This window comes from Streptomyces goshikiensis (genome assembly GCF_014650555.1).
Taxonomy (GTDB): domain Bacteria; phylum Actinomycetota; class Actinomycetes; order Streptomycetales; family Streptomycetaceae; genus Streptomyces; species Streptomyces goshikiensis.
This window is the reverse complement of the sequence record NZ_BMVE01000001.1, coordinates 1,042,609-1,064,709: the sequence shown is the minus strand read 5'-3', so window position 1 is coordinate 1,064,709 and position 22,101 is coordinate 1,042,609. Positions and strand designations below refer to the sequence as shown.

The 22,101-nt window shown below is 71.2% G+C and carries 23 protein-coding genes and 1 tRNA gene; 14 read left to right on the top strand and 10 right to left on the bottom strand.

Features of this window, described 5'->3' with window-relative positions; translation table 11 throughout:
• Positions 1-109: 109 nt before the first annotated feature.
• From IE248_RS04950 to IE248_RS04890, 13 genes are all read left to right on the top strand, one after another.
• Positions 110-517, top strand: a complete 408-nt coding sequence (locus tag IE248_RS04950; RefSeq protein WP_037798009.1) for an NADH-quinone oxidoreductase subunit A — start codon at positions 110-112, stop codon at positions 515-517.
• Positions 508-1,110, top strand: a complete 603-nt coding sequence (locus IE248_RS04945; protein ID WP_190030009.1) for an NADH-quinone oxidoreductase subunit B — start codon at positions 508-510, stop codon at positions 1,108-1,110. Before IE248_RS04950 ends, IE248_RS04945 begins: the two co-directional genes overlap by 10 nt.
• Complete coding sequence (locus IE248_RS04940) at positions 1,107-2,264, top strand: NADH-quinone oxidoreductase subunit C (protein WP_190030008.1); 1,158 nt, start codon at positions 1,107-1,109, stop codon at positions 2,262-2,264. The genes IE248_RS04945 and IE248_RS04940 overlap by 4 nt, the downstream gene beginning before the upstream one ends.
• Positions 2,261-3,229 (top strand): complex I subunit 1/NuoH family protein, encoded by a 969-nt coding sequence (locus IE248_RS04935; protein WP_073794625.1) that lies wholly within the window; start codon positions 2,261-2,263, stop codon positions 3,227-3,229. The genes IE248_RS04940 and IE248_RS04935 overlap by 4 nt, the downstream gene beginning before the upstream one ends.
• Positions 3,229-3,867 carry a NuoI/complex I 23 kDa subunit family protein gene (locus IE248_RS04930; protein WP_037798014.1) on the top strand — a complete coding sequence of 213 codons (639 nt, stop codon included), beginning with the start codon at positions 3,229-3,231 and terminating at the stop codon, positions 3,865-3,867. Before IE248_RS04935 ends, IE248_RS04930 begins: the two co-directional genes overlap by 1 nt.
• A complete protein-coding gene (locus IE248_RS04925; protein ID WP_073794628.1) occupies positions 3,867-4,502 on the top strand; it encodes an NADH-quinone oxidoreductase subunit J family protein in 636 nt (211 codons plus the stop codon). The genes IE248_RS04930 and IE248_RS04925 overlap by 1 nt, the downstream gene beginning before the upstream one ends.
• The gene (gene nuoK, locus IE248_RS04920) at positions 4,502-4,852 is read left to right on the top strand and encodes an NADH-quinone oxidoreductase subunit NuoK (RefSeq protein ID WP_037798018.1); all 351 of its coding nucleotides are present in this window, start codon (positions 4,502-4,504) and stop codon (positions 4,850-4,852) included. The genes IE248_RS04925 and nuoK overlap by 1 nt, the downstream gene beginning before the upstream one ends.
• The gene (locus tag IE248_RS04915) at positions 4,849-6,909 is read left to right on the top strand and encodes an NADH-quinone oxidoreductase subunit 5 family protein (protein ID WP_073794630.1); all 2,061 of its coding nucleotides are present in this window, start codon (positions 4,849-4,851) and stop codon (positions 6,907-6,909) included. The genes nuoK and IE248_RS04915 overlap by 4 nt, the downstream gene beginning before the upstream one ends.
• Before the next feature lie 14 nt (positions 6,910-6,923).
• Positions 6,924-8,507, top strand: a complete 1,584-nt coding sequence (locus tag IE248_RS04910) for a complex I subunit 4 family protein (protein WP_190030007.1) — start codon at positions 6,924-6,926, stop codon at positions 8,505-8,507.
• Complete coding sequence (locus IE248_RS04905) at positions 8,504-10,069, top strand: NADH-quinone oxidoreductase subunit N (protein WP_073794633.1); 1,566 nt, start codon at positions 8,504-8,506, stop codon at positions 10,067-10,069. Before IE248_RS04910 ends, IE248_RS04905 begins: the two co-directional genes overlap by 4 nt.
• Before the next feature lie 263 nt (positions 10,070-10,332).
• Complete coding sequence (htpX, locus tag IE248_RS04900; RefSeq protein WP_037798025.1) at positions 10,333-11,196, top strand: zinc metalloprotease HtpX; 864 nt, start codon at positions 10,333-10,335, stop codon at positions 11,194-11,196.
• A complete protein-coding gene (locus IE248_RS04895; RefSeq protein WP_037798026.1) occupies positions 11,193-11,585 on the top strand; it encodes a YccF domain-containing protein in 393 nt (130 codons plus the stop codon). The genes htpX and IE248_RS04895 overlap by 4 nt, the downstream gene beginning before the upstream one ends.
• A 54-nt stretch (positions 11,586-11,639) precedes the next feature.
• Positions 11,640-11,792, top strand: coding sequence for a hypothetical protein (locus tag IE248_RS04890; RefSeq protein ID WP_190030006.1), 153 nt, complete (start codon positions 11,640-11,642; stop codon positions 11,790-11,792).
• 171 nt (positions 11,793-11,963) lie between these two features.
• Here IE248_RS04890 and IE248_RS04885 read toward each other — a convergent pair whose 3' ends face one another.
• Together IE248_RS04885 and IE248_RS04880 are read right to left on the bottom strand one after the other, a co-directional pair.
• Positions 11,964-13,394 carry a SulP family inorganic anion transporter gene (locus IE248_RS04885; RefSeq protein WP_190030005.1) on the bottom strand — a complete coding sequence of 477 codons (1,431 nt, stop codon included), beginning with the start codon at positions 13,392-13,394 and terminating at the stop codon, positions 11,964-11,966.
• A gap of 137 nt (positions 13,395-13,531) precedes the next feature.
• The gene (locus IE248_RS04880) at positions 13,532-14,020 is read right to left on the bottom strand and encodes a YajQ family cyclic di-GMP-binding protein (RefSeq protein ID WP_037798029.1); all 489 of its coding nucleotides are present in this window, start codon (positions 14,018-14,020) and stop codon (positions 13,532-13,534) included.
• Positions 14,021-14,219: 199 nt separating this feature from the next.
• Here IE248_RS04880 and IE248_RS04875 point away from each other — a divergent pair.
• Positions 14,220-14,301 (top strand) — tRNA-Tyr (locus tag IE248_RS04875).
• A 173-nt stretch (positions 14,302-14,474) separates the two neighbouring features.
• Here IE248_RS04875 and IE248_RS04870 read toward each other — a convergent pair.
• The 8 genes from IE248_RS04870 to IE248_RS04835 all read right to left on the bottom strand — a co-directional run bounded on the left by IE248_RS04870 (position 14,475) and on the right by IE248_RS04835 (position 22,100).
• Positions 14,475-15,836 (bottom strand): tyrosine-type recombinase/integrase, encoded by a 1,362-nt coding sequence (locus IE248_RS04870; RefSeq protein WP_229895121.1) that lies wholly within the window; start codon positions 15,834-15,836, stop codon positions 14,475-14,477.
• The gene (locus tag IE248_RS04865) at positions 15,833-16,039 is read right to left on the bottom strand and encodes a helix-turn-helix transcriptional regulator (RefSeq protein ID WP_308438124.1); all 207 of its coding nucleotides are present in this window, start codon (positions 16,037-16,039) and stop codon (positions 15,833-15,835) included. Before IE248_RS04865 ends, IE248_RS04870 begins: the two co-directional genes overlap by 4 nt.
• A gap of 490 nt (positions 16,040-16,529) precedes the next feature.
• Positions 16,530-18,005 (bottom strand): AICE element replication initiation protein, encoded by a 1,476-nt coding sequence (locus tag IE248_RS04860; RefSeq protein WP_190030004.1) that lies wholly within the window; start codon positions 18,003-18,005, stop codon positions 16,530-16,532.
• Between the two features lie 2 nt (positions 18,006-18,007).
• A complete protein-coding gene (locus IE248_RS04855; protein ID WP_190030003.1) occupies positions 18,008-18,892 on the bottom strand; it encodes a bifunctional DNA primase/polymerase in 885 nt (294 codons plus the stop codon).
• Positions 18,893-19,188: 296 nt separating this feature from the next.
• On the bottom strand, positions 19,189-21,303 hold the full coding sequence (locus IE248_RS04850) for an ATP-binding protein (protein WP_190030002.1): 2,115 nt from the start codon (positions 21,301-21,303) through the stop codon (positions 19,189-19,191).
• A gap of 93 nt (positions 21,304-21,396) precedes the next feature.
• The gene (locus tag IE248_RS04845; protein WP_190030088.1) at positions 21,397-21,627 is read right to left on the bottom strand and encodes a DUF6257 family protein; all 231 of its coding nucleotides are present in this window, start codon (positions 21,625-21,627) and stop codon (positions 21,397-21,399) included.
• Positions 21,628-21,710: 83 nt separating this feature from the next.
• Entirely contained in the window at positions 21,711-21,857 is a 147-nt protein-coding gene (locus IE248_RS04840; RefSeq protein WP_159032077.1) for a hypothetical protein, read from the bottom strand.
• Positions 21,858-21,932: 75 nt separating this feature from the next.
• Positions 21,933-22,100: a hypothetical protein gene (locus tag IE248_RS04835; RefSeq protein WP_190030001.1), complete on the bottom strand. Its 168-nt coding sequence runs from the start codon at positions 22,098-22,100 to the stop codon at positions 21,933-21,935.
• Position 22,101 lies beyond the last annotated feature (1 nt).

Here is a 22,101-nt window from a genome sequence, read left to right as displayed (position 1 = left end):
CCACCCCGTGAGAGGCAGGCCCTAGACTCCCGTCCGTACCAGATCATGCGACAGCGCAGCATCAACAGCGTCAACGATGTCGACAGTGGCCGAGGAGCGAGGAACGGACGTGCCAAACCCGACGGTATCGACCGGGGCCGTGCTCGCGGCGGACTACTTCCGGAGTTATTCGGTCGTCGGCCTGCTCGCCGTCCTCGGTGTGCTCTTCGTCGCCGTGGCCTTCGGCGCCGGCCGTCTGCTGCGGCCCGTCGTCCCGACGCCCGAGAAGCTGCTGACGTACGAATGCGGAGTGGACCCGGTCGGCGAGGGCTGGGCCCACACCCAGGTCCGCTACTACGTCTACGCGTTCCTCTACGTCATCTTCGCCGTCGACTCGATCTTCCTCTTCCCGTGGGCGACGGTGTTCGCCGCCGCCGGTTACGGCGCCACGACGCTCGTGGAGATGTTCATCTTCCTGGGCTTCCTGGCCGTCGGCCTGCTCTACGCGTACAAGAAGGGCGTCCTCGAATGGACGTGACACCGGTGGGGACACCGGCCGAGCCCCAGCTGCTTCCGGAGCCCAAGCGCCTGGGAGTCCTCTCCCGGCTGGCCCCGGAACCCATGAAGGTGGTCCTGAACTGGGGCCGCCGGTACAGCCTGTGGGTCTTCAACTTCGGCCTCGCCTGCTGTGCGATCGAGTTCATCGCCGCGTCGATGGCCCGCCACGACTTCATCCGCCTCGGGGTGATCCCGTTCGCGCCCGGCCCGCGCCAGGCCGACCTGATGATCGTCTCGGGTACCGTCACCGACAAGATGGCCCCGGCCGTCAAGCGGCTGTACGAGCAGATGCCGGAGCCGAAGTACGTCATCTCCTTCGGCGCCTGCTCCAACTGCGGCGGCCCGTACTGGGACTCGTACTCGGTGACGAAGGGCGTCGACCAGATCATCCCGGTCGACGTCTACGTCCCCGGCTGCCCGCCCCGCCCGGAGGCCCTCCTCCAGGGCATCCTCAAGCTCCAGGAGAAGATCGCCCGGGAGTCCCTCGCGGAGCGCTACGCCACGGATCCGTCGGTCGCCCAGCTCACCAGCGGCCTGGTCAGCCCGCCGCCCGCACCGGGGGCCGGCGCATGAACCTGTACGACACCCTTCCCGACGCGGCGGCCACGGTCTTCGGCGCGGAGGCCACCGGCTCCTCCGCCTACGACGTCCTGACCGTGGACGTGCCCGTCGGCTCCTGGATCCCCTCCCTCGAAATCGCCCGCGACAAGCTGGGCTGCACCTACTTCGACTGGCTGAGCGCGGTCGACGAGCCGGGCACCGGCTTCCGGATCTGCGCGCATGTGGTCTCCCTCGAAAACCACCGCGTACGCCGTCTCCTGCTGCGCACGACGGTCCCGCACTCGGCGCCCTCGCTGCCGTCCGCCATCGCGGTGTACGCGGGCGCGGAATGGCACGAGCGCGAGACGTTCGAGATGTTCGGCGTGACCTTCACCGACCACCCGCACCTGGTCCCCCTGCTCCTCCCGGAGAACTTCGAGGGCCACCCGCTGCGCAAGGACTTCGTCCTGGCGGCGCGCGTAGCGAAGGCCTGGCCGGGCGCGAAGGAGCCGGGCGAGACCCACGACCCGGACGCCCCGAAGCGCCGCCAGATGCTCCCGCCGGGCGTCCCGGACCCCAACGACTGGGGCCCCCTCAAGGGACAGCTCCCCCCGGCCCCCACCCGCCCCACCCGAGCCCCCCGCCGCGACGGCGCGACCCCTCCGCCCCGCCGCACCCGCTCGGCAGCGACCGACCCCACCGCCCCGGCGACCGCCCCGGACACCACCGCCCCGGCGGAGGCCCCGTCCCGCCCGCCGCGCCGCACCCGCTCGGTCACCGAAGGCTCCGCCAGTCAGGCGCCCGCGCCCGGTGTAGACGTCGCCCCGGTCCCCGGCGAAGCCGAGCCCCCGGCCCGGCCGCCGCGCCGTACCCGCTCCGCGTCGGACGGCTCGGCCAGCCAGGCGCCCGCGCCCGAGCCGGCCCCCGGCGAAGCCGAGCCCCCGGCCCGGCCCCCGCGCCGTACCCGCTCGGCGGCCGACGGCTCGGCCAGCCAGGCGGCGGCCGGGGCCGGCCCGGACGCCGAGGGGGGTCCCGGTCAACCCGGCGGAGCCGACCGGCGACGGGCCGCGCCCCGGAGCGCGGACGCGCCCTGGCACCACGCGAAGCCCGCCTTCGAGGAGCCGACGGCAGAGCCGAAGGCCAAGCCCGACACCGACACCGACACCGAAAACGGAGGCGACGCGTGAACGACGTCCTCGACGTCGCCCTGCGACTGATCGTCGTCTTCGCCGTGTTCCTCGTGCTCCCGCTCGTCGTCGGGCAGACGGAGCACAAGGTCATGGCCCACATGCAGGGCCGTCTCGGCCCCATGTACGCCGGCGGCTTCCACGGCTGGGCCCAGCTCGTCGCCGACGGAGTCAAGTTCGCGCAGAAGGAAGACATCGTCCCGGCGGGCGCCGACCGGCGGATCTTCCAGCTCGCGCCCGCCGTCGCCCTGCTCCCGTACCTGCTCGTCCTCGTCGCCGTCCCCATCGGCCCCGGCGAAGGCGCCGTCGGGCAGGTCATCGACGCCGGGCTGTTCTTCGTACTCGCCGTCATGGGCGTCGGAGTCCTCGGCTCCCTCATGGCCGGCTGGGCCTCGGCCAACAAGTTCTCCCTCCTCGGAGGCCTCCGCACCGCCGCACAGCTGCTCGCCTACGAGCTCCCCATGCTGCTCGCGGCCGCCTCGGTCGCCATGGCCGCCGGGACCGTGTCCCTCCCCGGCATCGTCGAGGCCTTCGAGTGGTGGTGGCTGCCCTGGCAGATCGTCGGCGGGCTCGTCTTCTTCACCGCCGGCCTCGCAGAACTCCAGCGGCCCCCCTTCGACATGCCCGTCGCCGACTCCGAGATCATCTTCGGCGCGTACACCGAGTACACCGGACTCCGCTTCGCGCTGTTCCTGCTCGCCGAGTACGCCGGCATCGTCGTCCTGTGCGCCCTCACCACCGTCCTCTTCCTCGGCGGCTGGCACGGCCCCTTCGGCGCCGACGGCCTCGGCTGGGTCTGGACCCTGCTCAAGACCGCGATCCTCGCCTTCGTCGTGATCTGGCTCCGCGTGAGCTACCCGCGGCTGCGCGAGGACCAGCTCCAGAAGCTCGCCTGGACCACGCTCATCCCGCTCGCGCTCGCCCAGATCGCGCTCACCGGCATCGTGAAGGTGGCGATCCAGTAATGCCCATCCCCGGATCCGGCCTCGCCAAGGGCCTGGCCGTCACGCTGCGCACGATGACGAAGCGCTCGCACACCGCCCAGTACCCCGAGGTGCAGCCCGAACTCCCGCCGCGCTCGCGCGGGGTGATCGGCCTGTTCGAGGAGAACTGCACGGTCTGCATGCTCTGCGCGCGCGAGTGCCCCGACTGGTGCATCTACATCGACTCCCACAAGGAGACCGTCCCCGCCGCCGCCCCCGGCGGCCGCGAGCGCAGCCGGAACGTCCTCGACCGCTTCGCCATCGACTTCTCCCTCTGCATGTACTGCGGCATCTGCATCGAGGTGTGCCCCTTCGACGCCCTCTTCTGGTCGCCGGAGTTCGAGTACGCGGAGACCGACATCCACGAACTCACCCACGAGCGCGACAAGCTGCGCGAGTGGATGTGGACCGTGCCGGCCCCGCCCGCGCTGGACCCGGCCGCCGAGGAGCCGAAGGAGATCGCCGCCGCCCGCAAGGCCGTCGAGAAGGCCGAAGCCGCCGCGGCGGCCCGGGCGGCGGCCGCGGCCGCCCCGGCCGCCGACGCGGAACCGGGCACCGGCCCGGGCGCGCCCGGCCCCGGCAGCGGTACCCCCGACACCCCGGCCGGAGGCCCCGCCTGATGCTCACCGCCCACCTCGCGGCCGCCGCCCAGGGCCCCGGATTCCTCTCCCCGACCGGCGTCGAGATCGCGTTCGTCCTCGTCGGCCTCGCCACCCTCGGCGCGGCCGTCATCACCGTCAACACCAAGCAGCTCGTGCACGCCGCCCTGTGGCTGGTCGTCGCGCTCGGCGGCATCGCCGTCGAGTACCTGCTGCTGACGGCCGAGTTCATCGCCTGGGTGCAGGTCCTGATCTACCTCGGTTCCGTGGTCGTCCTCCTCCTCTTCGGGCTGATGCTCACCAAGGCCCCCATCGGCCGCTCCCCGGATGCCGACTCGAACAACCGCTGGGTCGCGCTCGGCGTCGCCTCCGTCGCGGCCGCCGCGCTCGTCTGGGTCGTCGTCGACGCCTTCCGCACCACCTGGATCGACCTCGACGGCCCCGCCCAGGGCTCCACCAAGGTCTCCGGCGAGATCCTCTTCCAGCACTGGGTGCTGCCCTTCGAGGCGCTCTCCGTCCTCCTCCTCGCGGCCCTGATCGGCGCCATCGTGCTGTCCCGCAAGGACGACGCGCCCACCGCCGACGGGGCTGCCCCGGCCGGCCAGGCCGCCACCGCCGCCACCGCCGCCCCCGACGAAAGCAAGGGGCAGCGCTGATGCACCTCGCCTACCCCGCCGTGCTCGCGGCGCTGCTCTTCTGCACGGGCCTGTACGGAGTACTGGCCCGCCGCAACGCCATCCTGGTCCTGATGTCCGTCGAGCTGATGCTCAACGCCGTCAACCTCAACCTGGTGGCCTTCGACGTCTGGCTGCGCGACACCCTGCACGCCGGCCAGGCCCTCACCCTCTTCACCATCGCCATCGCCGCCGCCGAGATCGGCATCGGCCTCGCGATCGTGCTGATGGTGTACCGCAACCGGGGCACCTCGGACGTCGACCGGCTCCGCGACACCGCCGAGGGCCACGAACCCGACCAGAACGCAGCCCGGCCGGAGGTCGCCGCGTGAGCACCACGACCCTCGCCGTCCTCGTCCCCCTCCTCCCCTTCCTGGGCGCGCTGGCGGGACTCCTCCTGGGCCGCACCGCACCCGGGTTCGTCCGCCCCCTCGCGGTACTGCCGACGCTGGCCGCCGCCGTACTGGCCGTGGTCGTCGCCGTCCGCCAGGGCGGCGGCAAGCCCATCAGCGCGGCGACCGAGCTGACCCCGACCGGCTCCGTGCCGATCGACCTGTCGCTGTACCTGGACGGCTTCGCCGTCCTGGTCGCCGTCCTGGTCGGAGTCGTCGCCACCTGCGTACAGGTCTACTCGACGGCGTACCTCCGCGAGGACCCGCGCTACCCGTCGTACGCCGCTCTGGTCTCACTGTTCACCTCCGCCATGCTGCTCGTCGTCTACTCCGGCGACCTGATGGTGCTGCTGGTCGGCTGGGAGATCATGGGCATCTGCTCGTACTTCCTGGTCGGCCACTACTGGGAGACCGAGGCGGCCCGCTCCGCCTCCCTGAAGGCCTTCCTCGTCACCAAGCTCGGCGACGTCCCCTTCCTGTTCGGCCTGTTCGCGCTCGCCGCCGACGCAGGCTCCTTCCAGATCACCAAGATCCTCGGCACCGTCGCCGCCGGCGGACTCGACCACCCGACGCTGATCGCCCTGCTCCTGCTCGCCGGCGTCGCGGGCAAGTCCGCACAGTTCCCCCTGCACACCTGGCTCCCGGACGCCATGGCGGGCCCCACCCCGGTCTCCGCCCTGATCCACGCCGCGACGATGGTCGCCGCCGGTGTCTACTTCGTCGCCCGCCTCCTCCCCGTCTTCGCCGCCTCCCAGGCAGCGCTGGTGGTCATGGCCGTCATGGCGGCCGTCACGATGATCGGCTCGGGCCTGGCCGCCCTGGCCCAGGACGACATCAAGCGCGTGCTCGCCTACTCCACGATCGGCCAGCTCGGCTACATGACCGGGGCCCTGGCCGTCGGCGACCGCGAGGCCGCCGTCTTCCACCTCCTGTCCCACGGCGCCTTCAAGGCGCTCCTGTTCCTCGGCGCGGGCGTGATCATCCACGCCGCCGGCACGAACTCCCTGGCCGCCATGTCCCGCATGGACGGCCTGGCCAAGCGCATCCCCGACGCCTTCTGGACGATGACGATCGCGCTGCTCGCGCTCGCCGCGATCCCGCCGTTCGCCGGCTTCTTCTCCAAGGAAGCCGTCCTCGTCGCCGCCGAGCAGACCGCGACCGGCCACTCCGACCTCGCCCCCGCCACCGCCGGCTGGGTCGTCCTGGTCGCCGGCGTGCTGACCGCCCTGCTCACCGCCGCCTACGCCGCCCGACTGTGGCTGATGGCCTTCCGCGGCCACGGCGCCGCCGCCCCCGACCACGGCAAGGAGCCCCTCGCCATGACCGGCGTGCTGTGGCTGCTCGCCGTCCCGTCGATCGCGTTCGGCCTCGCCTTCGGCCCCCTCACCGACTGGCTCGACGGCAGCGGGCTCACCCCGACACTAGCCACCTCGCTCCTCGGCACCGGCGCCGCCGTCATCGGCGGACTGCTCACCTACGGCCTCTGGCAGCGCGCCACCGCGAAGGCCGCCGCGGCTCCCGCCGCGATCGGCGCCGCGGCCGCGGCTGCCGCCGGAGCCGCCACCGAGCAGCCCGCCGCCATGGCCGCCTCCACGTCCGCCGCCACCGCCGCCGCGGTATCCGCCGCCGAGACCCCCGAGGTGGACGAGGTGACCCACGAGCACCCCGCCGTCCCGGCCGGACCCGCCCCCGACCCCGGGCGCGCGCTCCTCGGCCCCCTGCACCGCCACGCGGCCGCCGGATTCCACCTCGACGCCGTCTACGACCGGCTGTTCGTCCGCCCCGTCCAGGCCTCGGCCGGCCTCGTCCGCTTCCTCGACCGCGAGGTCGTCGACACGTACGTCCGCGGCGCCGGCCTCGGCCCCCGGCTGCTCGGCGCCCTCGTCCGCCGCGCCCAGACCGGCAACGTACAGACCTACCTGAGCGCCCTGCTCGCCGGAGCCGTGGTCCTGGCGATCGCCACCGCCGTCCTCGCCAACGTCAACGCCGGATCGTGAGCCGTGAGTCAGCCGTGATTGATATCAGCCCGTCCGTGATGCAGTTCCTTCTGGCGTTCATCCTGGCCGCACCGCTCATCGGCGCCGCCGCGGCCCTCCTGCCGGCCCCGCCCGGACTGAAGGGCAAGAGCCCCGAACAGGCCGTGCTCCGCCACGGCGTGACCGTCACCGCAGTGATCCTCGCCGCGGCGATCGCCCTCACCCTGGGCTTCGACCACGACACCCCCGCCCGCTTCCAGGCGACGACGGACATCAGCTGGATCCAGGCGCTGAACGTCCGCATCCACCTCGGCATCGACGGCATCTCGCTCCCCCTCCTCCTGATGACCGCGCTGCTGTTCTTCCTCTGCGCGCTCTACAGCTACTACAAGCTCCCCCAAGGCCCCTCCCCGAAGGCCTTCGTCGCGCTGCTCCTCGTCCTCGAAGCCGGCACCCTCGCGACCTTCGCCGTCCTCGACCTGCTGCTGTTCTTCCTCGCCTTCGAGATGGTCCTCATCCCGATGTACTTCCTCATCGCCCGCTGGGGCGGTGCTCAGCGGCAGGCCGCCGCCTGGAAGTTCATCCTCTTCACGGTCCTCGGCTCCGTGGTCATGCTGCTCGGTCTGCTGCTGATCGGACTGAACAGCGGCACTTTCGACATGGTGGCACTCGCCTCTGACAACGGCCGCGAACTGACCCACACCACCCAGATCCTGGCCGTCCTGGCCATCGGCATCGGCCTCGCCGTGAAGACTCCGATGTGGCCCCTGCACAGCTGGCTCCCCGACGCCCACACCGCCGCCCCCACCGTCGGCTCCGTCCTCCTCGCGGGCGTCCTGCTGAAGATGGGCACGTACGGGTTCGTGCGCATCCTGCTCCCCATCACCCCCGGCGGGATGCAGACCTTCGCCCCCTACCTGGGCGCCTTCGCCGCCATCGGCATCGTCTACGGATCCCTCGCCTGCCTCGCCCTCGCGCGCAAGGGCAACAAGGGCGACCTCAAGCGCCTCATCGCGTACTCCTCCGTCGGCCACATGGGCTTCGTCCTCCTCGGCATCGCGACCATGACGCCCACCGGCGTCAACGGCGCGCTCTTCGCCAACATCGCCCACGGCCTGATCACCGGCCTCCTCTTCTTCCTGGTCGGCGCCCTCAAGGACCGCTACGGCACCGCCGACCTCGACACCCTCGCCGGGGCCACCGGCGCGGCCCTCTACGGCCGCGCCCCCCGCCTCGGCGCGTTCCTCGCCTTCGCCGCCGTCGCCTCCCTCGGCCTGCCCGGACTCGCCGGCTTCTGGGGCGAGATGCTCGCCCTGTTCGGCGCGTTCGACCCGGCCGAGGGCCTGTCCCGGCCCGCGTTCCTCACGTACATGGCCATCGGCGGCCTCGGCACCCTGCTCACCGCCGGCTACCTGCTGATCGTCGTACGGCGCGTCTGCATGGGCGACCCGAAGGCCAAGAGCGCCGCCCCCGCGGCCCTCCCGGACATCCAGCACTACGAGTTCGCGGCCTGGACCCCGCTCGTCGCCCTCACCGTCCTCGCCGGCCTGTGGCCCGCCGTCCTCCTCGGCCTCACCGACCCGGCCGTCCAGAAGCTCCTCGCCGGAGGCAACTCATGACGGTCCTGTCCGCCCTTCCCGCCCTCGCCGCGGGCCCCGCGCAGACCCCCAGCCTGGTCCAGTCCGTCGACTGGCTCGCCCTGGCGCCCGTGGTGATCACCGCCGCCGTCGGCCTCGTCGTACTCGTCGCCGACCTCTTCACGGGCGAGGAGCGGGGGCCGCTGCTCGGCTGGATCTCCGTGGCCGGCCTGGCCGCCGCCATCCTCACCCTGCTGCCGCTGCGCGCCGGGGACCGCACCACCTTCTGCCTGACCGGCGACCCCGACGCCTGCAGTTACACCGCCGACCACTTCACGCTGGTCATCCAGTTCCTGGTGCTGGCCGGCGCGCTCGTCACGGCCCTGCTGTCGGTGACCGCCGTCCGCGACGCGCGGATGCCGGCCGGCGAGTACTGGTTCCTGCTGCTCTCCTCGGCGGCCGGTGCGGCCCTGCTGCCCGCCTCGCGCGACCTCGCCACCCTGATCGTCGCCCTCGAAGTCGCCTCGCTGCCCGCCTTCGCCCTCGTCGGCATGCGCCGCGGCGACCGGCTCTCCTCCGAAGCCGCCCTGAAGTTCTTCCTGTCCTCCGTCACCGCCACCGCCGTGTCGCTGATGGGCGTCAGCTTCGTCTACGCCGCCACCGGCTCCCTGCACCTCACCCAGGTCGCCGACCGCCTCGAACACGTCCCCGGACAGCTCGACACCCTCGCCATGGCGGGCGTCGCGCTCACCCTCGTCGGCTTCGCCTTCAAGACCGCGGCCGTCCCCTTCCACTTCTGGGTCCCGGACACCTACGTCGGCGCGCCCCTGCCCATCGCCGGTTACCTGTCCGTGGTCGGCAAGGCCGTCGGCTTCACCGGCCTCATCCTCGTCACGGTGATCGCCTTCCCGGCGTACTCCGACATCTGGGGCCCGGCCCTCGCCGTCCTCGCCGCGCTCACCATGACGCTCGGCAACGCCGCCGCCCTGCGCCAGTCCGCGGACCGCGTGAACGGCGCCGTCCGGCTGCTCGCCTGGTCCTCGGTCGGCCAGGCCGGCTACCTGCTGGTCCCGATCGCGGCCGCCGCGTACTCCGACCGCGACCAGATCGGCTCCACCGTCGCCTACGCGCTGATGTACGCCGCCGTGAACCTCGGCGCCTTCGCCGTGGCCGCGCTGGTCGCCCGTACGAAGCCGCTCCAGCGCCTCGCCGACTACCGGGGCCTGTACGCGCGGCGCCCGCTCGCCGCCCTCTCGCTGGCCTTCTTCCTGCTCTGCCTGGCCGGACTGCCGCCGGGCATCATCGGGCTCTTCGCCAAGGTCACCGTCTTCCAGTCCGCCGTAGACGCGGGCCTGGGCTGGCTGGCCGTGGTCATGGCGGTCAACGTCGTGATCGCCCTGTACTACTACCTGCGCTGGACGGCGCTGCTCTTCCGCACCCCGGAGGAGGGCGGGGCCGCCCCGGACCCGGCCGCCGCCGCCCGTACGAGGGCTCCGCTGCCGGTCACGGCCGCGATCGTGCTCACCGTCGTCACCGCTCTGGTGCTCTCGGGCGCCCCGCAGCTGGTGCTGCGCTTCGCCTCGGGCAGCCTCTTCCCGCAGTAGGCCGCGCCGGGCCCGTACGCGGCCGTACGAGGCTCCGTACGCGGTCGTGGCGGCTCCCGTACGCGCCCGGGCCGGGGGCCTCACCCGTACGGCCCAACCCGCGCCACCGCCCCCGCCGCCCCGCTCCGGGGGCGGCGGGCGCCGGCCTGCCCTGGGAACCTGCCGCGCTCACCTCGCGTTGTCCATGAAGGGAGGGTCCACTGGACCGTAGACCCTCAAATCCATGACGGGGCTCCCCTGCCGCACCATTTGGAGGGCGTACCGTGCACCGCCGGCACAACGGGCTGAAGACCGCCGTACTCCTCGGCGGGCTGTCCGCACTCATCATCGTCATCGGGAGCTTCTTCGGACGGACCGGCCTCATCGTGGCCGTCCTGATCGCCCTCGGGACCAACGCCTACGCGTACTGGAACAGCGACAAGCTGGCTCTACGCGCGATGCGCGCCCGTCCCGTCAGCGAGTTCGAGGCCCCCGCCCTCTACCGCATGGTGCGCGAACTCTCCACCTCCGCGCGCCAGCCCATGCCCCGGCTCTACATCTCGCCGACCGAAGCCCCCAACGCCTTCGCCACCGGCCGCAACCCGCGCAACGCCGCGGTCTGCTGCACCGAGGGGATCCTGCGCATCCTCGACGAACGCGAGCTGCGCGGGGTCATCGGACACGAGCTGAGCCACGTCTACAACCGGGACATCCTCATCTCGTCCGTCGCCGGAGCGCTCGCCTCCGTGATCATGTTCCTGGTGAACTTCGCCTGGCTGATCCCGGTCGGCCGCTCCAGCGACGACGAGGGCCCGGGCCTCCTGGGTATGCTCCTGATCATGATCCTGGGGCCCATCGCGGCGTCCGTGATCCAGCTCGCGATCAGCCGCTCGCGCGAGTACGAGGCCGACGCGTCCGGCGCCCAGCTCACGGGCGACCCGCTCGCCCTGGCCAGCGCCCTGCGGAAGCTGGACGCGGGCACCAAGCAGCTCCCGCTGCCGCCGGAGCCCCGTCTGGAGACCGCGAGCCACATGATGATCGCGAACCCGTTCCGGCCGGGCGAGGGCCTCTCCCGGATGTTCGCGACCCACCCCCCGATGGCCGAGCGGATCGCCCGGCTCGAACAGATGGCAGGACACCGGCAGTGAAGACAATCCTGAACGTCATTTGGCTCGTACTCAGCGGAGTCTGGCTGTTCCTGGCGTACTGCCTGGCGGGCGTGCTCCTCTGCATCACCATCATCGGCATCCCCTTCGGGATCGCCGCCTTCCGCATCGCCGTGTACGCGCTCTGGCCCTTCGGCTACACCACGGTCGAGCGCCACGACGCGGGCGCCGCGTCCTGCGTCGGCAACGTCCTGTGGCTGGTCCTGGCCGGCTGGTGGCTCGCCCTGAGCCACATCGTCACCGGCATCGCCCTCTGCGTCACGATCATCGGCATCCCGTTCGGCATCGCCAACTTCAAGATGGTCCCGCTGTCCCTGCTCCCGCTGGGCCGCGAAATCGTCCCCACGGACGCCCCGTTCGCCGCCCGCTGACCGGGAGAGGCGCAGGTCAGGGCGATTGTCAGTGGCGTCGGTCACACTGAACGCATGACCGAGACCGAGCAGTTGCCGAAGCAAGCCGCCCGCCGCCTGCGCAACTCCGCGCGCCACCAGGCGAACCGGCCGCCGGGACCACCCGGCGCCGGTACGCCGAGGGCGGCCGAAGAGATATCCGGCCGGGCGTCCGCGCCCCGCGCCTGAGACCCGCCCTTACCTCGCAGGTCACCGCCCCCGCCCCCGCCGAGGCGGCCGACAGCGCGCAAGCCGTCACCACACGGCCGGACAGCCCGACCGCTGCCACGGCCCGCTCCGAACCGAGAGTCCACGCGGAGGCGTTCGCGATCGCGCATGAGGGCGGCCCGCCCGGCGCGGTCAGGCGACGCCCTCGCGGCCGGGCAGCGGGGCCGCCCGCTTGCGCTCCCACCCGTCGAGCGCGGTCAGGCAGGCGTGGTCGAGGTGGCGCAGCCCGCTCAGGTCGAGCCGCACCGACGGCGCGGGCGGCAGTGCGTCCAGGGCGTCGAGCAGCTTCGGCAACCGCAGGAAGCTGGCGTTCCCCAGGATCCGGACGCAGAGCTCGTCGCCCTCCCACACCTCCTCGACGTGTACGTGGGAGGTCTCCCAGGCGGCCTTGGCGACCGCCAGCCCCAGGCCGACGAGCACCCCCTCGAAGAGATTGGTGGCCACGATCGCGGCGGCCGTCGCCACCAGCACCACAGCCTCGCCCCGGTGCGTGCGCCACAGCGCGGCCACCGCCCGGGCCGGCAGGAGCTTCCAGCCGGCGTGCAGCAGCACCCCGGCGAGCGCGGCGAGCGGCACCACCTCCAGCGCCCGGGGGAGTGCCACGGCGAACAGCAGCAGCCAGCCGCCATGCATGATCCGGGCCGCCCGAGTGCGCGCCCCGGCCTCCACGTTGGCGGCGCTGCGCACGATGACGGCGGTCATCGGCAGCGCCCCGAGCAGCCCGCAGACGGTGTTGCCGAAGCCTTGGGCGACGAGTTCCCGGTCGTAGTCGGTGCGGTCCCCGTCATGCATCCGGTCCACGGCGGCCGCGCTGAACAGCGTCTCGGCCGAAGCGATCAGCGCGAGCGCGACCACGGTCCCGGCGACCCCGAAGGAGGCCAGCACCCCGAAGTCCCCCCAGGCGGGCGGGGACACCGCGTCCAGGACCCCCGTGACCCGCACCTTCGCCACCGACAGCTCCAGCAGCGCGGTCGCGGCGGTCGCGGCCGCCACCCCGACCAGCGCGCCCGGTACGAGCCGCATCCGGGCCGGCAGCCGCCGCCACGCCACCAGGACGGCCACGGTCCCGGCGCCCAGCGCCACCGCGGCCCAGTCGGCCCGCCCGCCGAGCTCGGCCATGCCGCCGAGCTTCCCCAGGGTGTCCCCGGGCGCCGGGACACCGCCCAGCGCGTACAACTGCCCGGCGATCAGGACGAGCCCGATCCCGGCCAGCATCCCGTGCACGACGGCGACGGAGATCGCCCGGAACCACCGCCCGAGCCCGAGCGCCCCCATGCCCAGCTGGAGCACTCCGGCGGCCAGCACCAGCATCCCGAGCGCGGCCAGGCCGTACGCCGACACCGCCTCGTAGACGAGTACGGTCAGCCCCGCCGCCGGGCCGCTGACCTGGAGCGAGCTGCCCCGGAACCAGCCGGTGACCAGCCCGCCGACCACCCCGGTGACGATCCCCAGCTCGGCCGGCACCCCGGATGCGACGGCGATGCCCACACAGAGCGGGAGCGCCACCAGGGCGACGACCACGGACGCCCCGAAGTCTTCGCGGAAACTGCCGGCCCCAGGCATGCGAGAACCCCCTGCCACACGGTGATGGATGCCACCCAGCGTGCTGGGCGCAACCGCCCACGCCTAGTGACCACAGGGGGTCCACAAAGGGGCGTGCGCCGCGCACGCCCCGCACACGCCCTTCCGAGCGCCGATCCTTAGCGGTAGTTCACGAACTGGATCGCGAAGTCCAGGTCCTTGCCCTTGAGGAGCTGCTGGATGGCCTGGAGGTCGTCGCGGCTCTTGGAGCTGACGCGCAGCTCCTCGCCCTGGACCTGGGCCTTGACGCCCTTGGGACCCTCGTCACGGATGATCTTCGCGACCTTCTTGGCGTTCTCCTGGGAGATGCCCTCCTCGATGGTGGCGAAGATCTTGTACTCCTTGCCGGACAGCTGCGGCTCACCGGCGTCGAGCGCCTTCAGCGAGATCCCGCGCTTGACCAGCTTGGTCTCGAAGACGTCGAGAACGGCCTTCACGCGCTCCTCGGAGTTCGCCTCCATCAGGATCTTCTCGCCGGACCAGGCGATCGACGCGCCGGTGCCCTTGAAGTCGTAGCGCTGGGAGAGTTCCTTGGCGGCCTGGTTGAGGGCGTTGTCGACCTCCTGCCGCTCGACCTTCGAGACGATGTCGAAACTGGAGTCGGCCATGTGCTGTGGCTCCTTGAAGTCGGCTGTGATGTGCCCCGTGGGGCGCGGCCGGACATCCCCGGCCCGCTCGGCAAAGCCTAGCCACCGCGCCCGCCGGGAGCGCTGATCAATCAGGTGGCGGAGCACCCCCGCACATCAGGTATCGTTTACGTCGTTGCCACGGAGCGCCGCCGAAAGGCGGAAAGACGGCAACGATCTTGGCGGTGTGCCCGAGTGGCCAAAGGGAGCAGACTGTAAATCTGCCGGCTCAGCCTACCCAGGTTCGAACCCTGGCGCCGCCACGCGAGTGGAACCCCCGTTCATCTGCGGAAATGCAGTGAGCGGGGGTTCTTTCGTTTTCGAACACGGACAGTCGACTGTCTCGCTCTGTCTCGTTGACGCACGCTCTCTACCAGCCTCTGTGGACGGAGCGTGGACGGGAATCCGGGATCTGACCTGCGGTTTGGCCGTGTTGCTACCTGCGGTCCAGACGGGCGGAGATCTTGGCGTTCGCTGCCTCCTCCCCGTCCTTCAGGAACTTCGCGTACACGCGGAAGAGCACCGCCAGGCTGTGACCGGCGCGCTCGGCGACGATCTGCGGCTCTACCCCCGCGCTCAGCCAGGTTGACACCGCTGTGTGGCGAAGGTCATACGGGCGTTTCGCCAGTTTGGAGGCCTGATCCTGCGGGCTGAGAACCTTGGCCCTGGCCTCCGCCCACACCTCCCCGTACCCGCTCTCCTGCACCATGCCGCCGCGAGCCGTTCGGAAGAGCCGCCCGTCCGCCGCGACACCGTGGACCGTGATGTGCCACCGCAGCAGTGACACGAGCTGCGGCGGGATCGGGACCTGCCGTACGGCCCTGCGCGGCCGGTGCTTGAGCCCCTTCCGATCGTGCGCCTCGCCGGAGTCCGTCCAGGACCGGCCGGCACGCGGCCGGCTTTCCCGCAGCCACACCGTCCCCCATCCGCGCCGGGGCAAGTGGAAGTCCGACGCCTGCAGTCCGACCGTTTCCCCGGGGCGCGCGGCGGCGTAGAGGATGCAGGCAAAGAACGCCTCCAGGTGGCGCCCCCGCGGCCCCTGCGATCGAACCCCTGCCAGTAGCTGCTCGGCTAGCTCCGGACCGGGCACACACGCGCGGTCCAGTTCATCGTCGACTTTCTCGGGAGAGGTCCACTGGAGGGAGTGGAGGGGGTTTTCCGAGAGCAGCTCCGCGTCCACGGCGTACTCGAGCGCCTGGTGGAAGATGGCCCGCTTCCGGGTGATGACGGTCCCCGCGGACATCGTCCCGTCCAACTTCTTGGTGCAGGCGTTAAGGGCCTTCCGCGCAACCATCCGTTCGGAGAGGGCTGACACCGGCAGGGACTTCCGCTCGAACCATGCCAGCACGGCCTTCACCTCGTCCGGCTGCTCCTCGTCCCACCGGTGCACATTGAACGCCCAGCTGTAGAGCACTCGCCGCGCGACTTTCGTTTCGGCCATGCCCTTTGTGTCCTTCACCAAGGCCATGGTGACCGTGGCCATCGCCTCGGCCAGCGTCTTCCGCGTGGTGGCGGGGGAGGGATCCCATTTCAGCTCGATGTAGTTCCGGGCGTGCTGGTACCACGGGATGTCTTTATCCCGCTGCATCAGCGACCGGGGGAGCCCGCTGTCGACGTCGAAGGGCTCCCCGGCCCGGGCGGCGGTAATCAGCTGCGCGCGCCGACTCTCCGCGAGCCCGAGAGTCAGGAACGACTCGGAGTGCGGCCGAATCCCTACCTGCCAACGGAGTTGGTACGGCTTGCGGTAGGGCCGCTTACGGATAGCCCACATCTTGACCGTGTAACTCCACTCGGTCACGCGGCCTCCAGGCCGTTGTTGAAGGCGTCCAGAGTGCTGCGGCGAACCCTCAGATGGCCGTTGGGAAGGCGGTGTGCCTCGGGGCCGTACCCGCGATTCCGCCAGCGGTACCAGGTGGCTCGGGTGATGCCGAGTTCTTCAAGTACTTCGGTCAGGGGCAGCCATTCGTCGACCGGCGGTCGCCGGCGTCGAGACGTAGCCAAGGTCTAGCTCCTCATCGGTGGCGTTGGCCGACAGCGCAGATGCCTCTCATGAGGCGGTGCCTGTCCGAGGCTGGGATTTCTGCGTCACCGCGTCACTTGTGTCATCCGTGCGTCTGACCTGCGGTTTTGGGTGACACAGGGGGTGGGCGTGCGTCACCGTCCTGCGTCACCTGTGTCATTGGGTGACGCAGGACGGTGACGCAGGTGACGCCGGGTGACGCAGGCGTGGGCCGTCTGCGTCACCCGTATATCGGCAGGTCAGCGGTGCTTTTCAGGGCGTCAGTGACGCGGGTGACGCAACATCTCCTCTCTTAGGAAAGAGAGAGGGGTTTCTGTTGTGGTGCGGTGCGTCTTCAAGCGAAGTGAGGGGCCGCTGCGCGGCGCGTCCTTTGCAGCGGCGGCAAGCCGCCGGACAGGCAAGAGGAGCACGGCGTTGCCCCGGGGGCGGGGTGCTCTTTTTGCTTGTGCAGGGGCTGGGTGGTCGCTTGGGTTAGAACGCTGCTTCCTGCTCGTGGGGCGTCGGGGCGCCGGGGCGGGTCATCTCGATGTAGCGGGCGGCTTTGGTGCGGCCCCAGTCGACGATGACGCCGCGGGCGGCGAGGGTGGGCTGTAGGCGCTTGAGGCGGTCGGAGAGGACTTTCCCGGTGGTGGGCCACCCCTTGGGCAGGGGCCGGAAGTCCTCGCCGGCGTAGAGCTGGGTGAGGGCGTGGAGCCACTCCGCGGAGGCCATCCGCACTTCCTCGCCCGCTTCGAGGGTGGCGGCGTGCTTGAGGACGGTCTGGGCGAGGAGGTCGCCTTCGATGACGTCGTCGTTGAGGTCGTCGAGGCTGGCCCGGTAGGCGGTCAGCGCGCTGAGGCCGGTGGCGGTGTCGAGTTGGGCGCAGAGGTGGGCGAAGTCGGCCATACGCAGGTCGGTGGGGGTGTCGGCTTCGGTGGCTCGGACCTTGACGGTGAGGTCGAGGAGTGAGCCAAGGATGACGGGCAGGGCCGGCTTGTACTCCGCCCACAGCTCAGCCTCTGTCCGGCGCACCTGGGGCCGCACGAGGCGCAGGGGCAGGAGTCGTTCGGCGAGGTCGGGGCGGATGACGCCCACGTCGATGCCGGTCAGGAGCAGCGGGCGGCGGTAGCGGGAGCGGACGACGTCGCCGTCGGTGAACAGGGCGCGTTTGATGCTTTCGGCGCCAGTGACGATGCAGCACATCAGGTCGGACAGATCCGGCGGCAGGTGGGAGAGGTTGTCCAGGGCGGTGACCCATCCTGCGGCCACGGCCGTGATCAGGTTCTCCTCGTCCTTCGGCGCCCGGCGAAGGTCACCGGTCATGCCCTCGATGATCCGCACCAGCATCCGCCCGGCGGTCGACTTCCCCGCGCCCTGGGGGCCGGTGAGGAAAGGTGCGGGGACGGGTACTGACGGCTCCAGGCAGCCGATCAGCCACGCGATGGCGAGGCACTCGCTCTCGGCGTTGGCGAAGTTGCACAGCCGCAGCAGAGCGTCGATGCCCTTGCCGTTGGTGTCCTTCTCGGGGAGGGGGAGTTCGCCGGTGAGTTGGGTGCGCCGCCAGCACACCTCTTGCGGGTCAGGGACGCGGATGTCCCAGCCGGTGGGGTGGATGCGTACGGACTGGCCGTCGTCGCGGCCGAGGTCGAGCCAGGTGGCGCCGTCGAATCCGGGGGCTACGCGGATGTGGGTGGGCTGTACGTCCTGGCTGAGGGCGAGTGCTTCGATCAAGTCGAGTGCCTCCTTGAGTGCGCTGCCGTTGAATGAGCCGCGGCCGTCGTTGTAGAGGCCGACCATGAGTTCCTGCCGGTGGCTGCCGGTCGTGCCCTGGGAGCGGATCGGGCGGGCGACGGGGTGGCCGTTCTTCTGCGCGTAGACGGTGCCTTCGGTGGTGCGGAAGTACCGAAAATGGTCCTGCGCGTATTCGGTGATGATCTGGCGGGCCGGGTTCTTCTCTTCCTCAGGCATCGCTACATCCCCAGCGTCATGAGGGCATTGGTCCAGGCGTCCTCGCAGTTGCGCAGGGATTCGCCCTTGGCCTGCGCAGCGGTGAACAGCCGCTTGATGTGAGCCTCGGTGAGGCAGCCGCACCGACCGTGGGTGGACAGCACCGCGAGGAACGTCCGGTACACGGTCGTGTGGATGACTTCGGCTGCCTCTTCGATGCGCTGCTCGGCCATGGCGATACCGCGCTCCAGATAGGCGGGTGACCGGTGGCGGCACTCCCCACCCCCGGCCGGCGCGGACGCGGTGACGATGCCGGGCGCGGGCCGGGCTGTGGTGGGCTCCTTCACGGCGAGCGCGCGCACGACGTCGGGGAGGAGCTGCATCGTGCCGGTTCCGGGGCCGAGCCAGCGGGCGTAGGACATCGTGGACTTGATGTCCACACCGGGTCGTACGCCGTTGGGGGAGGCCATGGTGCCGAGGTAAAGCCAGTGCTCCCCGCGCGTCGTGGGCACGGTCTTGGTCTCCGGGAGGGTCTGGCGGGCCCACGCGACGGCCTCTTCATTGTCGAGGTCGACGACGGTGAGCGCTGCGCCGCCGGGGTGGTAGGCGACGGCCTGAGCCTGCCTCCAGGCCCTAGCCCACGCGGGTGAGGTGAGGATATTCAGGTCGATGGTGGCGGCGGCCCAGGCATGGCAGGGCGCCGGGCACTCGCAGGGGCCGGGGGTCTTCATGTTCGGTCGGCCCCCGCAGGCGTTCTTGCGGCAGGCATGGCAGTTACCCATGGGGCCCTTGCCTTCCCGGAGCGGCATTACGGGGAGTCCGAAGTCGGCGAGCCAGAGCGCGGTGCGGAGGTGTTCGGGTAAGGCCGGGCGGGCGGGGTCTCGCGGGAAGTCGGTCGGGTGGGTCATGCTGGTCTCTCCAGTTCTTGAGGGTTCTGGACGAGAGCGGCCCCGCTTCATTGGCGTGAGAGGGGGCCGCTCTCGGCGTCTCGGACGGGTGATGCGGAATCCCTGCCGCAGGCGGGGCAGGGAGGCTTGGGCACCCCCTGTCGGGGTGCGCGTGGAGGGGGTTTCGGGGGTCTGACCTGCGGCGCCTCCCTGCCTCCCTGGCAGAACATTTCCGCAGGTCAGGGTGAGGGATGCGGGTCAGGGAGGCGGTCAGGGAGTTCTCCCTGCCTCCCTGACCGTTCGGGGCTCGGCTCCCTCTACTCGGCGGCGGAAGCGGAACCGGCATCCGGGCGGTTGGTGAGGGCGCGGGCGACGCGGTCGCGGCCGATGACCATGCGGCCGTCGGACTTGTACGGCTCGGCGCCGGTGCCGTCCAGGACACGCTTGAGGTCGATGAAAGACCAGCCGCCGTAGGCCTTCTCGTTCAGCGCGGTCAGCCGCTTGAGGACGTCCTGGGTGAGCACGCGCGCGTCGGTGCCGAGGACGGTGAGGATGTCGGCGAGCGGGTCGCGCTGCTCCTGCGGCTCGGCGGCAGAGGTGGTGGTGATGCCGGCGCGCAGGGCCTTGGCTCGCTGGGCGACCTCGGCGGCCTGGTCTGTGTCGATGTAGTGCGTGCGGACCGTGATGGAGGCCTGGCCGGCGGGGATGGTGATGCCGTCGGAGGCGACCACGACGGTGCCCTTGTCGAGGCCCTGCCGCAGCAGGTGCGGGGCGGCGCCGCCGTCGACGGCCTTGTCGCCCAGGGCCATGCGGGCCTGGGACTCGGTGCCGAGCACGAGGGAGATGCGGGTGTGGGCACCCTCCCGAACGAGCTTGGGGAGGTTCTGATCGGTGGGGTCCTGCGTGCCCTCCCACAGCAGCACGTCCACGGCCCGGCCCTGGTTGTGGATCTTCCGGACCGCCATGAAGTACCGCGATGTCGCTTTGGATCCGCCGTAGGGCCGCTTCTTGTCGTCGATGGCCGGGCACATGAACGCGACCTGCGCTTCGTCGACGATCCCGATGAGCGGGGTGAAGACGGTGCCGGGCGGGGCCTGGATCCGGCGTTCCATCTCCGCGACGAGGCCTTCGACCATTTCGGTCGCCTTGATGACGTGGTCGTCGGTCGGGCCTTGGATGAGGGTGGTGGCGAGGCCACCATCGAACATGTCCCAGTCGCCAACGCCCTTGAGGTCGGCGATGCGGAACTCGACGGTGCGGTCGAGGGCCAGCCACAGGGCCAGCGCGCGCAGGGCGGCGGTCTTGCCCTGGTTGGACAGACCCGTGATCAGCAGCATGCGCTGGAACACGCTCAGCGTCGCGGCGTCGCCGCGCAGGTCCTGGCCCCACGGGGCCTTGCCGGTCTTGTAGTTCGCGGTCATCGTCGCGTCGGTGACCAGCGGGGACGGCCCGATCGGCTCATCCAGCGCGCCGGAATCGGCGATCCACAGCCGCACGGTGCGGGCGGCGGTCGGGATGGTGATGAACACCTCGTGCTCATGGCGGGCGAGGTTTTCGGCGAGCTTGCGGCGCCGACCCTGAACCTCGGCGGTCGAGACGCCGGAAGGCAAGGTGACGTCGACTTCCACGCCGCATCCGGCGATGCGGATCGGGCCGAGCATGGCCGCGCCGACGTCGCCCATCTCCTTGATGGCCTTGCGGAGCGGGGCGATACCGAGGTCGCGCAGGGCGGTGACGACGATCGAGGGGGTGATCGGGGCGCCGGCGTCGTCGCGCTGCTGAGCGGGGAGCGTCCACTGGGGTGCGGTCTGCTGGTGGCGTCCGACTCCCCACAGAGCCAGTAAGCCCAGCCACGGCCCGAGGATGACGGCCGGTCCCCACACGACGGAGGCGATGTAGACGATCCAGCCGATCGCGTCGATCACTGCCGCGATCGGGGCGATCACGTCGGTGATGTCCTTGTTAGCGATGGCCAGCACGATCCCCAACGCCAGCAGACTCCCGACCGTGAGCCCGGTGCCGACGGCGGCGCTCTTGGCGAGGTCGAGGGGGGCCTTGAGGAGATCCATGCGGCGGTGATGGCGGGCCGCGCGGAAGCGGGTGAGGCGGTCCTCCCACTCCTTGGCTTCCTCCCAGTTCCCGGCCGCTTCGGCGGCGCGGAGCATCCGCTCGTAGCGGGATCCGGTCCGCCCGTCCCACGTCCGCTTGGCCATGACGCGGGTGCCACCGATGACATACATGCCGTGCCGGGCCACCAGCCGGACCGCCGTGCGGGTCCGCTCGTGAGCCACGACCGCCCGAAGTTCCCGGACGGTCCGTCGCCACACGCGCACCCGCTCCGCAGGCGCGCTGGGGGCCGGCGGGGAAGCCGCGGGGGCCGTGTCGGGGGGACTCTGGGGGTTTTTGAACAGGGGGACGACGTTGTCAGTCATGCTGGAAACTCCTGCTCTCGCTGACAAGCGGGTGGGTAGGGCCCGGGGCGGCCGGCGTTCTTTGGCGAGAGAGGCGGCCGCCCCGGGGCACAGCTACGGCTTGGCGTTCTTGGCGCGGGCCTTGCGGGCGGCCTTCTCGGCCGCCACCGCGTCCAGGGCCTCGCGCTCCTCGCGCTCACGGGCACCGTCCACGATCTTGGTGAACTTCTTCTCCAGGTCGCCCTGGTAGACGGTCTCGCTGGCGATCCCGCGCTTGGCCATGCGGGCGGTCAGCCACGCCATCTTCGCGATCTCGCCGGTGGTGAACTTCGGGTCCTTCGCCATCACTGGGCTCCCTCCGGGGCCGGTCTGTCCGGCTCCCCTCACCACCCGCCGCGTGGGCGGGTGGATCGGGCAACTGTCAGAGGTCAGCGGGGGCGGCGCGGGCACACGTGCTTGATGGTCCTGGCGGCCACCTGGGAGGCAGAGGTACGCACGGTGCGCTTGCAGGTGGTGCAGATGTAGTCCCAGTAGACGTTGTGGCCGCTGCGGCGGATCTCGACGTGGTAACTCACGGTCGGCTCCTTCTCCGGGCCGGTCTGTCCGGCTCCCCTCACCACCCACCAGGGGGTGGGTGGATCGGGCAGCTGTCAGCGACGGCGCGGGAGCAGGATCCGGATGACGAGCGCGGTTTCAACGGCAAGGAACGCGGTCCAGCCGATCTGCTGGCCCCAGGTCCGGGACATCCACAGCAGCGCCATTCCCAGGCCGAGGCCTACGGCGACGATGAGCAGGTAGCGACTGATGGTCGTGAGCATG

Excerpts from the sequence above, each read along its gene's own strand:
- IE248_RS04945 (WP_190030009.1), top strand. The coding sequence starts at position 508 with ATGGACGTGACACCGGTGGGGACACCGGCCGAGCCCCAGCTGCTTCCG.
- IE248_RS04940 (WP_190030008.1), top strand. The coding sequence starts at position 1,107 with ATGAACCTGTACGACACCCTTCCCGACGCGGCGGCCACGGTCTTCGGC.
- IE248_RS04930 (WP_037798014.1), top strand. The coding sequence starts at position 3,229 with ATGCCCATCCCCGGATCCGGCCTCGCCAAGGGCCTGGCCGTCACGCTG.
- IE248_RS04925 (WP_073794628.1), top strand. The coding sequence starts at position 3,867 with ATGCTCACCGCCCACCTCGCGGCCGCCGCCCAGGGCCCCGGATTCCTC.
- nuoK (WP_037798018.1), top strand. The coding sequence starts at position 4,502 with ATGCACCTCGCCTACCCCGCCGTGCTCGCGGCGCTGCTCTTCTGCACG.
- IE248_RS04905 (WP_073794633.1), top strand. The coding sequence starts at position 8,504 with ATGACGGTCCTGTCCGCCCTTCCCGCCCTCGCCGCGGGCCCCGCGCAG.
- IE248_RS04890 (WP_190030006.1), top strand. The coding sequence starts at position 11,640 with ATGACCGAGACCGAGCAGTTGCCGAAGCAAGCCGCCCGCCGCCTGCGC.
- IE248_RS04885 (WP_190030005.1), bottom strand. The coding sequence starts at position 13,394 with ATGCCTGGGGCCGGCAGTTTCCGCGAAGACTTCGGGGCGTCCGTGGTC.
- IE248_RS04880 (WP_037798029.1), bottom strand. The coding sequence starts at position 14,020 with ATGGCCGACTCCAGTTTCGACATCGTCTCGAAGGTCGAGCGGCAGGAG.
- IE248_RS04860 (WP_190030004.1), bottom strand. The coding sequence starts at position 18,005 with ATGCCTGAGGAAGAGAAGAACCCGGCCCGCCAGATCATCACCGAATAC.
- IE248_RS04855 (WP_190030003.1), bottom strand. The coding sequence starts at position 18,892 with ATGACCCACCCGACCGACTTCCCGCGAGACCCCGCCCGCCCGGCCTTA.
- IE248_RS04850 (WP_190030002.1), bottom strand. The coding sequence starts at position 21,303 with ATGACTGACAACGTCGTCCCCCTGTTCAAAAACCCCCAGAGTCCCCCC.
- IE248_RS04845 (WP_190030088.1), bottom strand. The coding sequence starts at position 21,627 with ATGGCGAAGGACCCGAAGTTCACCACCGGCGAGATCGCGAAGATGGCG.
- IE248_RS04835 (WP_190030001.1), bottom strand. The coding sequence starts at position 22,100 with ATGCTCACGACCATCAGTCGCTACCTGCTCATCGTCGCCGTAGGCCTC.